This is a genomic window from Stenotrophomonas sp. Ste96, from assembly GCF_024519495.1.
GTDB classification, from domain to species: domain Bacteria; phylum Pseudomonadota; class Gammaproteobacteria; order Xanthomonadales; family Xanthomonadaceae; genus Stenotrophomonas; species Stenotrophomonas bentonitica_A.
In genome coordinates, this window is sequence record NZ_JALJRX010000001.1 from 768,548 (window position 1) to 783,645 (window position 15,098).

Consider the following 15,098-nt stretch of genomic DNA (forward strand, 5'->3'; position numbering starts at 1 on the left):
GGAGTCTAAGCCCTGAGCGGGTCAGGGCACTGTTCATCGCTGGCTCATTCGCCGCGCTCCAGGCGGGCGATCTCCTCGGCTCGGGCGGCAAGGATCAGGGCGGCGGCGCGCTCCTGGTCCATGTCCTCGATGCCGAACTCGAGGATCTCGTCGGCGGCCAGGTCCGACAGGTCCTCACTGGTACGCACGCCGTGACCGGCCAGGGCGTAGGCGGTTGCCTCGTCCATGCCTTCCAGGGCGAGCAGGTCTTCCGACGGCGAGCCGTCCTCCAGACCTTCTTCCACCGCCAGCGCTTCGTTGAGCAGCGCATCGCGGGCACGGGCACGCAGCTCTTCGACGATGTCTTCGTCGAAGCCTTCCACGGCCAGCAGTTCGCCGACCGGGACGTAGGCGATTTCTTCCACGGTGTTGAAGCCTTCGGTCACCAGGATGGCGGCGATTTCTTCATCCACTTCCAGCTTGTCCATGAACAGCTGGCGGGCAACGCCCTGCTCTGCCTCGGACTTGGCGGTCACCTGGTCCTGGGTCATCACATTGAGCTGCCAACCGGTCAGGCGGCTGGCAAGACGGACGTTCTGGCCGCCCTTGCCGATCGCCTGGGCCAGGCGCTCTTCCGCCACGGCCAGGTCCATCGAGTGCTTTTCTTCATCGACGATGATCGACTGCACTTCCGCCGGCGCCATCGCATTGATGACGAAGTTGGCGGGGTTCTCGTTCCACAGCACGATGTCCACGCGCTCGCCGTTGAGCTCGTTGGACACGGCCTGCACGCGCGAACCGCGCATGCCGATGCAGGCACCGATCGGATCGGTACGCGAATCATGGGCCAGCACGGCGATCTTGGCGCGGTCGCCCGGATCACGTGCGCAGGCCTTGATCTCGACCAGGCCCTGGCCGACTTCCGGCACTTCGAGCTTGAACAGTTCGATCATGAATTCCGGGGCGGCACGGCTGATGAACAGCTGCGGGCCACGCGGTTCCGAACGGACTTCGGCCAGGTAACCGCGCACGCGGTCGCCAGCGCGCAGCACGTCGCGCGGAATGCCCTTGTCCTTCGGGATGAAGGCCTCGGCGTTGCCGCCCAGGTCCACATAGATGTTGCCGCGCTCGGCGCGCTTGACCACACCGGTGACCAGTTCGCCAACGCGATCCTTCCACGCATCGACCACCTGCTGACGCTCGGCCTCGCGCACGCGCTGGACGATCACCTGCTTGGCGGCCTGTGCGGCGATACGGCCGAAGTCCGGGTTTTCGATCTGCTCTTCGATGAAATCGCCGACTTCCACGCCGTCGGCTTCATCGATGGCGTCCATCAGACGGATCTGGCGGTCCGGAGACTCCATGACCACGTCATCGGCCACCACTTCCCAGCGGCGGAAAGTTTCGTAGTTGCCGTCCTTGTGGTCGATCGACACACGGGCCAGCACTTCTTCTTCCGGGTAACGCTTTTTGGCAGCCGAAGCCAACGCTGCCTCGATGGCATCGAAGATGACTTCGCGCGGGACGCCTTTTTCGTTGGCGACCGCATCCACTACCAGCAAAAGTTCCTTGCTCATTGGCTCACTCCGCGCGCGGCTTTTTGGCCGCCGGCTCGTTGGATGGTTTCTTGTTCGCCTTGCCACCCTGTTTGGGTGCCGGGCCAGTCGGTTTGGTCGGAGCCAGGCCGAGGGCGGCCCAGTCCGGCATGATGCGTGCCTTGTCGATGTTTTCGATGTCGGCGGTGAACGGAGCATTGTCGACCTTGAAGGTCACCGTGCCCTGTTCGATATCCACGGCGAGAATCTCGCCCTGCAGACGGCGGCGGCCGTCCTGCGGCAGGCTGAGCGTCACCTTGGCCGATTCGCCGATGGCGCGCTGGAACTGCTCACCGGTGAACAGCGGGCGGTCCACGCCCGGCGAAGACACTTCCAGCGTGTAGTTCGCCGTGATCGGGTCTTCGACGTCCAGCTGGGCGGACACTTCGCGGCTGACGCGCTCGCAGTCGTCGATGTTGACGATGCGCTCGGGCTGTTCGGCCAGCGGCACGTCGATGTACAGGCGCAGCGTGGCACCACCCGGGGCGGTCAGATATTCCACGCCCAGCAGCTCGAGACCCAGCGACTGAACGGTGGGGGCGAGCAGATTCGCGATTTCGGTTGCCTTGTCGCTCACAGTCGGCCTTGATTCGTTGAAAAGAAATACGGTCTGGTCCATGGCTTGGACCACCTTCCGGAAACAACAAAGGGCCCGTTGGGCCCCTGTCCGGTACAACTCCGGTCATGCTGGATTCCGGTGCAGATGCGCACGTGGTGCGAGTCTGCGAGCCCAGCGTTCCGGGGGGTCACGGCGGCCTGGGTACAGGTTGCCGTTCCTGGAAGCCGGTCGCGGGGCCTGTTCATATCCCTTGAGGGGATAGGAATAGACAGTCCGCTAAGCCACTGATGATAGCCGTTGCACCGCGCTGGTGCAATGGTTGGGGTGGCCTCTGGCGTCCCTGTTCGAAAAGCTGAACAGCCAAGCGGCTGTGTAACCCTCGTCGTGGGCAGCGGCGCGGGCAGGTCCGAAGAAGGCGCCGTGACCCAACGAAAAAAGCGACCTCGTTGCCGAGATCGCCTTTTCGTCTACTGCATCTGCACTGCAGATTTTCTGTGGTAGCGGGGGCAGGATTTGAACCTGCGACCTTCGGGTTATGAGCCCGACGAGCTGCCAGACTGCTCCACCCCGCAGCAGAAGCGGAATTGTAAGGGAGTTTTCATTCCCGTGCAACCCCATGTTGAAACGAATACCTCGCACCGAGGAACGGCAGCCGGGGAACGGTTTCCCCTCTCGCCCAGGAACGGCAGCCGACCAACGGTCGGCTCTACCGGGACTGGAACGAAAAAAGCGACACCGTTTCCGGTATCGCTTGATTCGTCCACTGCCTCCGGTTTGCACCGGAGCTATATGGTAGCGGGGGCAGGATTTGAACCTGCGACCTTCGGGTTATGAGCCCGACGAGCTGCCAGACTGCTCCACCCCGCAGCAGAAGCGGATGAGTCGTGTACCAACCAACGGTTGGTACCTACCGCAACGATGTTCTGGCGAAACCGCTGCATCAACAACTCAGGAGATGAATATTACACGAGTTGCGCACGTTTGTATCGTTTTTTACGAAATTTGTGCAAATGCCTGCTGGCACCACACCATGATCGGGTTCCACGCCACGCCCAGGGCCAGCAGCGCCAGCGCGTTCACGCCCAGCACCACACCCAGCACGCGGTCGTTGTTGGCCGGCAGCGGCTCGCCCACCGGCTCATCGAAGTACATGACCTTGATGACGCGCAGGTAGTAGAAGCAGCCGATCACGGCGCAGATCACGCCGACCATGGCCAGCCACAGCATGTCGCCCTGGATCGCCGCGCCGAGGACGGCCAGCTTGGTCCAGAAGCCCAGGAACGGCGGGATGCCTGCCAGCGACGCCATGATGCACAGCACCAGGCCGGCCATCCACGGGTTGCGGGCATTGAGGCCCTTGAAGTCTTCGATCTTCTCCGCTTCAAAGCCGTTGCGCGACAGCGCGATGATCGCGCCGAACGCGGCCGTGGACATGATCGCGTAGCTCAGGGCGTAGAACAGCGCCGCCGAGTAGCCACGCTCGCCACCACCGGCCATGCCCATCAGCAGGAAGCCGATGTGCGAGACGGTCGAGAAGGCCAGCATGCGCTTGAGGTTGGTCTGCGCGATCGCCATCAGGTTGCCGATCACCAGCGACAGTGCGGCCAGCCCACCGATCAGGTACTTCCACTCGTCGGCCAGCGGGCCCACGCCCATCTCCAGCAGGCGGTAGGCCATGCCGAACGCGGCCAGCTTCGGGGCCGAGCTGATGAACAGCGCGACCGGTGCCGGGGCACCCTGGTACACGTCGGGCAGCCACATGTGGAACGGGGCGGCACCCAGCTTGAAGGCCACGCCGGCGATCATGAACACCGCGCCGGTCAGCAGCAGCATCTTCTCTTCGGTGTGCGGAATGGCAGCGTTGATCGCATCCAGATGCAGCGAGCCGGTGGCGCCGTAGATCAGCGACATGCCGTACAGCAGCAGGCCCGAGGCCAGCGAACCGAGCACGATGTACTTCATCGCCGCTTCCGAGGCCAGGCCGTTTTCACGGTTGCTGGCGACCAGTGCGTAGGAGCACAGCGCCAGCAGTTCCAGGCCCAGGTAGACCATCAGCAGGCTGCCGGCCGAGACCAGGATCATCATGCCTGCAGTGGCGAACAGGATCAGCACCGGGATCTCGCCCTGGTAGAGCTTGCGCTCGCGCAGGTAGCTCCAGCCGTAGATCAGGGTCAGGCCGCTGCACAGCACGATCACGGTCTTCATCACGTCGGCCGCGTTGTCGCGGACGAACATGCCGTGGAAGACCTCGCCCTGCCCGCCCACTCCGGTGGCGAGCATGATGAACACGACCGCCAGCGCAGCGATCGAGAACAGGTGGGTCCAGATCTTGTTCTTCTCACTGATGAAAAGATCAAGCATCAACAGGGCGAACGCACTGCCGACCAGCACCAGCTCGGGAGCGAGCGGCGGGAGGTCAGCGGCGGTCAGTGGCAACAGCGGCGAGGTGGTCATCATCAAATCCTGGAATCAATACTCTCGACGGCCCGATTACAGCAGCTTGCTGGATGCGATCTGCATCGCCAGCTTCGCGATCGAGGGCTCCATCAGGTCGGTCAGCGGCTTGGGGTACAGGCCCAGGGCAAGGGTGCCCACGGCGAATACACCCAACACCAGCCACTCGCGACCGTTGATGTCCTTCAGTTCGGCGACATGGGCGTTGGCCACTTCACCGAAGAACACGCGCTTGTACAGCCACAGCGTATACGCCGCGGTGATCACCAGGGTGCTCGCCGCGCCGAGTGCCAGCCACGGATTGCGCTGGAAGCTGGCCATGATGATCATGAACTCACCGACGAACCCGCTGGTACCCGGCAGGCCAGCATTGGCCATGAAGAACAGCATGGCGAAGGTGGCGAACCAGGGCATCACGTTGACCACGCCGCCGTAATCGGCGATGCGGCGGCTGTGCATGCGGTCGTACAGCACGCCGACGCAGGAGAACATCGCGCCTGACACGAAGCCGTGCGAGACCATCTGCACCATCGCGCCCTGCAGGCCCAGACGGGCGGCATCCGGGTTGCCGGCGTCGCGCACCAGCCACATGGCGATGAAGGTACCCAGGGTCACGAAGCCCATGTGCGCGATCGACGAATAGGCGATCAGCTTCTTCATGTCGTCCTGCACCAGGGCGACCAGGCCAACGTAGATCACCGCCACCAGCGACAGCGCGATCACCAGCCAGGCCCACTCATGCGAGGCGTCCGGCACGATCGGCAGGTTGAAGCGCAGGAAGCCGTAGCCACCGATCTTCAGGGCGATGGCGGCCAGGATCACCGAACCGGCGGTCGGCGCTTCCACGTGGGCGTCCGGCAGCCAGGTGTGGACCGGGAACATCGGCACCTTGACCGCGAAGGCGATCAGGAAGGCGAAGAAAATCCACGTCTGTTCCTTGCCCGACAGCTGCAGCTGGTACAGGTCGGCCAGCTGGAAGCTGCCGCCCTTCAGGTACAGGTAGATCAGGGCCACCAGCATCAGCACCGAGCCGAGGAAGGTGTACAGGAAGAACTTCAGCGCGGCGTAGATGCGGCGCGGGCCGCCCCAGACACCGATGATCAGGAACATCGGGATCAGCATCGCTTCGAAGAACACGTAGAACAGCATCGCGTCCGTCGCCGAGAAGATACCGACGGTGACACCCTCCAGGATCAGGAAGGCGGCCACGTACTGGTTCACGCGCTTGTCGATCGCGCTCCAGGCACCGATCAGGGCCAGCACCGAGACCAGCGTGGTCAGCAGGATCAACGCGATCGCGATGCCGTCGACGCCGAGGTTGTAGCCGATGTCGTAGGCGGGGATCCAGGCGCGGGTCTCGACGAACTGCAGCGCGTCGATTCCCCTGTCATAGCCGCTGAGCAGCGACAGGCTGGCCACGAAGGTCAGTACCGCGACGCCCAGGGACGCCCACCGGGCGGTTTGGGCATCCCGGATGGCAAGGATCAATGCACCGCCGATGATCGGCAGCCAGATGAGAACACTAAGTAGGGGCCAGTTCGACACGTCTTCTTATTCCGTACAGGTCATCAACGCAGGTAATGCATCAGGACGCCCAGAAGGGCAATCAGGCCGATGATCATCGCGAAGGCGTAGTGATAGAGGAAACCGGATTGGGTGCGACGCAGCAGGTTGGCCGCCAGATCGATCAGGCGCGCCGAACCGTTGACCACCACACCATCGACCACATTCGTGTCGATCGCGCGCGAAACCTTGCCGAGCTTGATACCGCCGCCGGCGAAACCGCCGATCCAGAGCTTGTCGAAGCCGTACTTGTTCTCCAGCACCGACACGATCGGCGCGAAGGTCTTGCGGGCCTTGCCGGCCAGTTCCGGCTTCCACAGGTAGAACAGCGCCGCCAGCAGGAAGCCGACCACCGTCAGGATGAAGGCCGGGGCCATCATGCCGTGGATCGCGAAGGCGACCGGGCCGTGGAATTCTTCGGCCAGCGCACCAATGGTGTTGCGCGCCGGGTCGTAGAAATCAACGATGCCGGTGAAGAACGAGTGCACCTGGCCCGGGATGGCGGTGTCGGCGTGGTGGCCGGCCCAGTCGGTGCCATACAGCATCGGACCGATGCTGAAGAAACCGATGACCATCGAGGGGATCGCCAGCAGGATCAGCGGCAGCGTCACCACCCACGGGGTTTCGTGCGGCTCATGCGCGCCATGGCCGTGGCCATGATCGTCATGATGCGCGTCGCCATGGTGGGCGTCGGCTGCATGCGCGTCTGCGGCGTGATGATCGTCATGGCCATGGCCGTGATCGTCATGCGCATCGCGGAAGCGTTCCTTGCCATGGAAGGTCAGGAACAGCAGGCGGAAGCTGTAGAAGCTGGTGACGACCACGCCACCCAGCACCGCCCAGTACCCATAGGTCGCGACCCAGCTCGAGGAGACATGCGCGTGGTGCTGCGCGGCCTCGATGATGGTGTCCTTGGAGTAGAAGCCGGAGAAGAACGGGGTGCCGACCAGGGCCAGCGTACCGATCCACATGGTGATGAAGGTGATCGGCATGTACTTGCGCAGGCCGCCCATCTTGCGCATGTCCTGCTCGTGGTGCATGGCGATGATCACCGAGCCCGCGCCGAGGAACAGCAGCGCCTTGAAGAAGGCATGGGTCATCAGGTGGAACACGGCCGCCGAGTAGGCCGACACACCCAGGGCGACGGTCATGTAGCCCAGCTGGGACAGCGTGGAGTACGCGACGACGCGCTTGATGTCGTTCTGCACGATGCCGATCAGGCCGGTGAAGAACGCGGTGGTGGCACCGATGAACAGCACGAAGTTCAGCGCGGTCTGCGACAGCTCGAACAGCGGCGACATGCGGGTAACCATGAAGATGCCCGCGGTGACCATGGTCGCGGCGTGGATCAGGGCCGAGATCGGGGTCGGGCCTTCCATCGAGTCCGGCAGCCAGACGTGCAGCGGCACCTGGGCCGACTTGCCCATCGCACCGATGAACAGGCAGATGCAGATCACGGTGGCGACCGACCAGATCACCGGCTCGCTCATCACCGGAATGGAGGTGCCGAACAGGTTGATCGTGCCCGACCAGATCTGGATCAGCGCATCCGGGTGGCCCAGCACCTGCGCATTGGCGAACACGGTGGCGTAATCGAGGGTGCCGAACACCCACAACACGCCGGCGATGCCGAGGATGAAGCCGAAGTCACCGACACGGTTGACCAGGAAGGCCTTCATGTTGGCGAAGATGGCGGTCGGGCGCTTGAACCAGAAGCCGATCAGCAGGTACGAGACCAGGCCCACCGCTTCCCAGCCGAAGAACAGCTGCAGGAAGTTGTTGCTCATCACCAGGGTGAGCATCGAGAAGGTGAACAGCGAGATGTAGCTGAAGAACCGCTGGTAGCCCGGGTCGTCCTGCATGTAGCCGATGGTGTACACGTGCACCAGGAAGGACACGAAGGTCACCACGACCATCATCATCGCGGTGAGCTTGTCGACCATGAAGCCGACGTGCGCCGAGTACTGGCCCACTTCGAAGAACGTATAGATGTTCTGGTTGAACGGCTGGGCGCCGCCCCACAGCAGCATGTACAGCACATAGCTGGACAGCACGCAGCTGACCGCCACGCCGAGGATGGTGACCGCCTGCGCGCCAGCGCGACCGACCTGACGACCGAACAGGCCGGCGATGATGCTGCCGAACAGCGGTGCGAGCACCACTGCGATCAACAGACTCTTGGAGAGAGTGATTTCCATCTACGGATCAGCCCTTCAGCGAATCGACTTCGCCGACATTGATGGTGCGGCGAGTACGGAACAGGGTTACCAGGATCGCGAGGCCGATGGCGGCCTCGGCCGCGGCCACGGTCAGGATGAAGAAGACGAACAGCTGTCCGGCCGTATCACCCATCTCACGCGAGAACCCGACGAAATTGATGTTGACCGACAGCAGCATCAACTCGATGGACATCAGCAGCACGATGATGTTCTTGCGGTTGAGGAAGATGCCGGCAAGGCTGATGCAGAACAGCACCGCGCCGAGCGCCAGAATGTGGCCAAGCGTGATCATGGCTGCGCCTCCTCGTTGCTGGACGGCTTGATGTTGGTGTGCACGACCGGCTTCTCCGCGTCCATCTTGACCACGCGCAGGCGGTCGCTGCCCTTGACCATGGTCTGCTCGGACGGGTTCTGGGTCTTCAGGCCGGTGCGGCGACGCAGGGTCAGCATCACGGCGGCAACCACGGCCACGGTCAGGATGACGGCGGCGAACTCGAACGGCAGCAGGTATTCGGTGAACAGGCTGCGGGCCAGCCAGGTGATGTTGGAGGTGTCGGCAGCCAGCGCGGCAGCGTTGTCGGCCGGGAACGGATTGACCGCCCTGCCCTTCACGCCGATCAGCACCAGCATCTGCACCAGCATCGTGACCGCCACCACCAGGCCGAGCGGCAGGTAACGCACCCAGCCCTCACGCAGGTTGGAGGGATCGATGTCCAGCATCATCACCACGAACAGGAACAACACCATGACCGCGCCGACGTAGACCAGCACCAGGGCCACGCCCAGGAACTCGGCGCCGACCAGGATCCAGATGCAGGCCACGGAGAAGAAGGTCAGGATCAGGCACAACACGGCATAGACCGGATTGCGCACGCTGATCACCGCCGCGGCGGAAATGCCCGCCACGATGGAGAAGACCCAGAAACTGATATTTACCCAATCCATCATTCGACCTCAGCGGAAAGCGGCATCGGCGGCGCGACGCTCGGCGATCTCGGCTTCAAGCCGATCACCGATGGCCAGCAGCTGCGGCTTGGTAACGATGTTCTCGCCACGGTTCTCGAAGTGGTACTCGAGAATGTGGGTCTCGACGATCGAGTCCACCGGGCAGCTTTCTTCGCAGAAGCCGCAGAAGATGCACTTGAACAGATCGATGTCGTAACGGGTGGTACGGCGGGTGCCGTCCTCGCGCTTTGCCGAATCGATGGTGATCGCCAGCGCCGGGCACACCGCTTCGCACAATTTGCATGCGATGCAGCGTTCCTCGCCGTTGGGGTAGCGGCGAAGCGCATGCAGGCCGCGGAAACGCGGCGACTGCGGGAACTTCTCCATCGGGTACATCAGCGTGTACTTGGGCTTGAAGGCGTACTTCAGGGTCAGCCACAGACCACCGAGCAGCTCAAGGAGCAGCAGGCTTTTGAAGTAATGGGTAATTCGGTTCATCGCTTAGACGCCCTTCTGGATCACGCCGTAAAACACCATCAACGCCGTCACTGCAATCCAGAAGATGGTGAGCGGGATGAAGACCTTCCAGCCCAGACGCATGATCTGGTCGTAACGGAAGCGCGGGAAGCTGGCACGGAACCAGATGTAGGAGCTGGCGAAGAAGAAGACCTTCAGCAGCAGCCACGGCCAGCCGCCCACCCAGATCCACTCAACCCACGGCGCAATGACCTGGTTGCTGAGCTGGATGTCGAACCAACCTTGGAACGGGCTCAGCCAACCACCGAGGAAGAAGATCGAGATCAGGAAGCTGATCAGGATCATGTTGGCGTATTCGGCCAGGAAGAACAGCGCGAACGCACCACCGGAGTATTCGACCATGTGGCCGGCCACGATTTCCGACTCACCTTCCACGACGTCGAACGGCGCGCGGTTGGTTTCGGCAACGCCGGACACCCAGTACACGATGAACAGCGGGAACAGCGGCAGCAGGAACCAGTCGAACAGACCGGAGTTGCCCGCCTGCGCCATCACGATGTTGCTCAGGTTGAGGCTGCCCGAAGCGATCATCACGCCGACCAGGGCAAAGCCCATCGCGATTTCGTAGCTGATCATCTGCGCCGAGGCGCGCATGGCGCCCAGGAACGCGTACTTCGAGTTGGAGGCCCAACCGGCCAGGATGATGCCGTACACACCCAGCGAGGTCATCGCCAGCAGGTACAGCAGGCCGGCGTTGGCGTTGGAGAGCACGATCCGCGCGTCGAAGGGAATCACCGACCAGGCCGCGAAGGCCGGGCCCAGGGTGATCAGCGGCGCCAGGATGAACATCGCCTTGTGCGAGCTGCTCGGCTGGATGATTTCCTTGAACAGCAGTTTGAAGACGTCGGCGAAGGCCTGGAAGATGCCCATGCCGACATACATCGGGCCATGACGCACGTGCATCCAGCCGATCAGCTTGCGCTCCCAGACCACGTAGAAGGCCACCGAGATGATCACCGGCATGGCGATCACCAGGATCTTCAGGATGATCCAGAGCAGCGCGCCGATGTCGCCCAGTGACAGCAGCCACTGGTGCAGCGGGTCGACCGCGTTCAACAGCAATTCGTTCATGCAGCCACCACCGTTACGCGTGCGGCACCCAGCGGTGCGGTTGCACCGTGGCCCGATTCAATCCAGACCGACCCAGCGGCAACGCGGGCGTCGACCACCACCGGCAAGGTGGCACGGCCGGCATCGGTGCCGACCTTGGCCATCTGGCCTTCCACCAACTGCAGGCGGGCAGCGTCGTCGGCGTTGAGCACGATGCGCGGGGCGTTGTTGAGCGGATGCGACTGCAGCGCCTGGGCACGACGGACCACCGCATCGGTGCGGTAGATCGCGCCGGTCGAGGTCACTTCCAGGCCCTCGCCCGCCACCGGCGTGGCCGCCGAAGACGACACGTTGACGCTGACCGCGGCCAGGCTGGCGCGCAGGCCGGCCAGATCGGTGAACTCGAAACCGGCCAGCGACAGTTCGCCGCCCAGTGCACGCAGCACGCGCCAGCCTTCACGCGCCTCACCCGGCAGCTTGCCGCCGGCACGCGCCGACTGCTCGCGACCATCGAGGTTGGTCAAGGTGGCATCCACTTCCGGCAGCGCGCCGATCGGCAGGATCACGTCGGCCACATCGCGGGTCGAGGCACAGGCGAACTGGCTGAAGGCCACCACCTGGGCACCGGCCAGTGCCTTGCGGGCAGCGGCGGCGTCGGCGAAGTCCAGGCCTGGCTCGATGCCGTAGATGACGTACGCCTTGCGCGGCTGCGCCAGCATGGCGTTGACATCCTTGCCGGCCGGCAGCACGCCGGCGCGGGTCAGGCCCACGGCATTGGCGCCCTGCGGGATGCGGCACAGCTTGGCACCGGTCGCAGCGGCGAAATCACGCGCGGCGGCGCGGATCGCGGCAGCCTGCGGGTGGTTTTCGGCGATGCCACCGACGATCAGCACGGCATTGCTGGCGCCCTTGACCGCGTCGCGCAGGTCGGCACTGCCGAGCGCGTCGATGAAGGCCGACGGGGCAACGATCTGCTTGCTGGCCAGCTTGAACGCGAAATCGAAGTCCACCGGATTGACGGCATGGATCTTCGCGTTGCGCGTGGTCTGTGCCTTGCGCAGCCGGGCATGCAGCAGCGGCAGCTCGTGGCGGATGTTGCTGCCGAGCACGACGATGCTGTCCGCGCCTTCGATCTCGGCCAGCGGCAGGCCGAAGACTTCGGCGGTGGCGGCGTCGGAGAAGTCGCGGTTGTTGATGCGGTGATCGATGTTGGTGGTGCCCAGGCCGGTGGCGAGGCGGGCCAGCAGCGCGCCCTCCTCGTTCGAGGCCGACGGGTGCACCAGCACGCCGAGGTCGTCGCCCTGGTTCGCGGCGAAGATTTCCTTTGCGGCGGCCAGGCCTTCAGCCCAGCTCACTTCCTTCCACTCGCCGTTGACCTTGCGCAGCGGCTTGACCGCACGGTCATCGCTGTACAGGCCCTGGTGCGAATAGCGGTCGCGATCGGACAGCCAGCATTCGTTGACGGCTTCGTTGTCGCGCGGCACTGCGCGCAGCACTTCGCCGCGACGCACGTGCAGGAACAGGTTCGAGCCCATCGCGTCGTGGTAACCCAGCGACTCGCGTGCAGTCAGTTCCCACGGGCGGGCGCGGAACTGGAAGACCTTGTTGGTCAGCGCGCCGACCGGGCAGACATCGACGACGTTGCCGGACAGCTCGGTGGTCAGCGGCTTGCCGTCGTAGGTGCCGATCTGCAGGTTTTCACCGCGGTACATGCCACCCAGTTCGTAGGTACCGGCAACGTCGGCGGTGAAACGGACGCAGCGGGTGCACTGGATGCAGCGGGTCATTTCGGTGGCCACCAGCGGACCGATGTCCTCGTCGGGCACCACGCGCTTGCGCTCGTTGAAGCGGCTGACCGAACGGCCATAGCCCAGCGAAACGTCCTGCAGCTCGCACTCGCCGCCCTGATCGCAGATCGGGCAGTCCAGCGGATGGTTGATCAGCAGGAATTCCATCACCGAGCGCTGGAACTTCAGCGCCTTTTCACTGCGGGTGGCGACCTTCATGCCATCCATGACCGGCGTGGCGCAGGCCGGTGCCGGCTTGGGCGACTTTTCCACGTCGACCAGGCACATGCGGCAGTTGGCGGCGATCGGCAGCTTCTCGTGGTAGCAGAAGCGCGGGATCGGAATGCCGGCCTTGTCGGCGGCCTGGATGATCATCGAGCCCTTGGGCACGACCAGGGACTGGCCGTCGATTTCGACGGTCACGTGATCCGGTGGCACGCTCGGGTTTACGGGTTGCGCGCTCATGCGGCGGCTGCCTCCACCTTCTTGCCGTCAACCATCGAATGACCGTTGACGATGTAGTACTCGAATTCGTCCCAGAACTGGCGCAGGAAGCCCTGGATGGGCCATGCCGCCGCTTCACCGAACGCGCAGATGGTGTGGCCTTCGATCTGGCCGGCCACCGTCTTCAACTGATGCAGGTCTTCCATCGTGGCCTTGCCGGCGACGATGCGCTCCAGCACGCGGTGCATCCAGCCGGTGCCTTCACGGCACGGGGTGCACTGCCCACAGGATTCCTTGTGGAAGAACTGGCTGATGCGGCAGGCGAACTTGACGCAGCAGACGCTGTCGTCAAGCACCACGATGGCGCCCGACCCCAGACCGGTGCCCAGGGCACGCAGGGTGTCGTAGTCCATCTGCAGGCCCTTGAGCTCTTCAGCCTTCAGCACCGGCATCGAGACGCCGCCCGGGACCGCGCCCTTGAGCGTGCGGCCCGGCTTCAGACCACCGGCCATTTCCAGCAGGTCGTCGAAGGTGGTGCCCAGCGGCACTTCGAAGTTGCCGCCGTTCTGCACGCAACCGGAGACCGAGAAGATCTTCGGGCCGCCGTTCTTGGTCAGGCTCAGGCCCTGGAACCACTCCGGACCATTGCGGATGATCGCCGGCACCGAGGCATAGGTCTCGGTGTTGTTGATCGTCGACGGCTTGCCGTACAGGCCGAAGTTGGCCGGGAACGGCGGCTTGTAGCGCGGCTGGCCTTTCTTGCCTTCCAGCGATTCCATCAGCGCGGTTTCTTCGCCGCAGATGTACGCGCCGGCGCCCAGCGCACCGTAGATGTCGATGTCCACGCCGCTGCCGAGGATGTCCTTGCCCAGCCAGCCGTTCGCGTACGCGTCGGCCAGGGCCTGCTCGAAGTTCTCGAACGGCTCGTGGTGGAACTCGCCACGCAGGTAGTTGTAGCCCACGGTCGAGCCGGTGGCGTAGCAGGCGATCGCCATGCCTTCCACCACCGAATGCGGGTTGTAACGCAGGATGTCGCGGTCCTTGCAGGTACCCGGCTCGGATTCATCCGAGTTGCACAGGATGTACTTCTGCATCGTGCCCTTGGGCATGAAGGACCACTTCAGGCCGGTCGGGAAGCCCGCGCCGCCACGGCCGCGCAGGTTGGACTGCTTGACCATCTCGATGACCTGCTCCGGCGAGATCTTCTCTTCGAGGATCTTGCGCAGGGCGGCGTAACCGCCGGTCTTGAGGTAGTTTTCATACGACCACGGAGTGTCGTAATGCAGGGTGGTGTAGACCACCTGGTGCGGCAACGGTGCGGGACCGACCGGACCACTGGGTGCGTGATGATGTGCCATGTCTTACTCCAACCCGTCCAGCAGCTCGTCGACTTTCTCGACGGTCAGGCGCTCGTGGTAATGGCCGTTGATGACCATCATCGGCGCACCGGCGCAACCGGCCAGGCATTCTTCTTCGCGCTTGAGGTAGATGCGGCCATCGGCGGTGGACTGACCGGTCTTGCAACCGAGCTTCTTCTCGGCGTGCGCGACCAGGTCTTCGGCGCCGTTCAACCAGCAGCTGATGTTGGTGCAGAAGGCGACGTTGTGGCGGCCGACCTTCTCCAGTTCGAACATCGAGTAGAAGCTGGCGACCTCGTAGGCCCACACCGGCGGCAGGTCCAGGTACTTGGCGACGCCGGCGATCAGTTCGTCGGTCAGCCAGCCCGCATTCTGTTCCTGTGCGGCGTGCAGGCCCTGCAGGACAGCCGAGCGCTTGCGATCCGGCGGGAACTTGGCCAGCCAGTGATCGATGTGCGCACGGGTCTTGTCACTCAAGACCACCATCGGGTCGACGTCGCGCGCCGCCTCGAAATTACCTGTCGCCTTCATCGGCCGACCTCAGCGAATACGAAATCGTTAAAAACCAGAACCTGCAGCGCCGGCAGCAGCCGGCGGGTGTCAGGCAT

At 63.8% G+C, this 15,098-nt stretch carries 12 protein-coding genes and 2 tRNA genes; all 14 read right to left on the reverse strand.

Annotated elements, in window-relative coordinates:
* Positions 1–44 precede the first annotated feature (44 nt).
* Positions 45–1,556, reverse strand: coding sequence for a transcription termination factor NusA (gene nusA, locus OC373_RS03635; RefSeq protein ID WP_019182690.1), 1,512 nt, complete (start codon positions 1,554–1,556; stop codon positions 45–47).
* A gap of 4 nt (positions 1,557–1,560) precedes the next feature.
* The gene (rimP, locus tag OC373_RS03640; RefSeq protein ID WP_019182689.1) at positions 1,561–2,151 is read right to left on the reverse strand and encodes a ribosome maturation factor RimP; all 591 of its coding nucleotides are present in this window, start codon (positions 2,149–2,151) and stop codon (positions 1,561–1,563) included.
* A gap of 477 nt (positions 2,152–2,628) precedes the next feature.
* Positions 2,629–2,705: transfer RNA gene (locus OC373_RS03645), tRNA-Met, on the reverse strand.
* 218 nt (positions 2,706–2,923) lie between these two features.
* Positions 2,924–3,000, reverse strand: a tRNA-Met gene (locus OC373_RS03650).
* Between the two features lie 126 nt (positions 3,001–3,126).
* A complete protein-coding gene (gene nuoN, locus OC373_RS03655; RefSeq protein WP_070425587.1) occupies positions 3,127–4,587 on the reverse strand; it encodes an NADH-quinone oxidoreductase subunit NuoN in 1,461 nt (486 codons plus the stop codon).
* 36 nt (positions 4,588–4,623) lie between these two features.
* Positions 4,624–6,132 carry an NADH-quinone oxidoreductase subunit M gene (locus OC373_RS03660; protein ID WP_070425588.1) on the reverse strand — a complete coding sequence of 503 codons (1,509 nt, stop codon included), beginning with the start codon at positions 6,130–6,132 and terminating at the stop codon, positions 4,624–4,626.
* A gap of 23 nt (positions 6,133–6,155) precedes the next feature.
* A complete protein-coding gene (nuoL, locus tag OC373_RS03665; RefSeq protein WP_261997100.1) occupies positions 6,156–8,348 on the reverse strand; it encodes an NADH-quinone oxidoreductase subunit L in 2,193 nt (730 codons plus the stop codon).
* A 7-nt stretch (positions 8,349–8,355) separates the two neighbouring features.
* The gene (nuoK, locus tag OC373_RS03670; protein WP_019182685.1) at positions 8,356–8,661 is read right to left on the reverse strand and encodes an NADH-quinone oxidoreductase subunit NuoK; all 306 of its coding nucleotides are present in this window, start codon (positions 8,659–8,661) and stop codon (positions 8,356–8,358) included.
* Entirely contained in the window at positions 8,658–9,314 is a 657-nt protein-coding gene (locus OC373_RS03675; RefSeq protein WP_026069700.1) for an NADH-quinone oxidoreductase subunit J, read from the reverse strand. The genes nuoK and OC373_RS03675 overlap by 4 nt, the downstream gene beginning before the upstream one ends.
* Positions 9,315–9,323: 9 nt before the next feature.
* The gene (nuoI, locus tag OC373_RS03680) at positions 9,324–9,812 is read right to left on the reverse strand and encodes an NADH-quinone oxidoreductase subunit NuoI (protein ID WP_017355930.1); all 489 of its coding nucleotides are present in this window, start codon (positions 9,810–9,812) and stop codon (positions 9,324–9,326) included.
* Positions 9,813–9,815: 3 nt separating this feature from the next.
* Positions 9,816–10,922: an NADH-quinone oxidoreductase subunit NuoH gene (gene nuoH / locus OC373_RS03685; protein WP_261997101.1), complete on the reverse strand. Its 1,107-nt coding sequence runs from the start codon at positions 10,920–10,922 to the stop codon at positions 9,816–9,818.
* The gene (gene nuoG, locus OC373_RS03690; protein WP_261997102.1) at positions 10,919–13,153 is read right to left on the reverse strand and encodes an NADH-quinone oxidoreductase subunit NuoG; all 2,235 of its coding nucleotides are present in this window, start codon (positions 13,151–13,153) and stop codon (positions 10,919–10,921) included. The genes nuoH and nuoG overlap by 4 nt, the downstream gene beginning before the upstream one ends.
* Positions 13,150–14,490, reverse strand: coding sequence for an NADH-quinone oxidoreductase subunit NuoF (nuoF, locus tag OC373_RS03695; protein WP_261997103.1), 1,341 nt, complete (start codon positions 14,488–14,490; stop codon positions 13,150–13,152). The genes nuoG and nuoF overlap by 4 nt, the downstream gene beginning before the upstream one ends.
* 3 nt (positions 14,491–14,493) lie before the next feature.
* Complete coding sequence (gene nuoE / locus OC373_RS03700; protein WP_019182680.1) at positions 14,494–15,021, reverse strand: NADH-quinone oxidoreductase subunit NuoE; 528 nt, start codon at positions 15,019–15,021, stop codon at positions 14,494–14,496.
* Positions 15,022–15,098 lie beyond the last annotated feature (77 nt).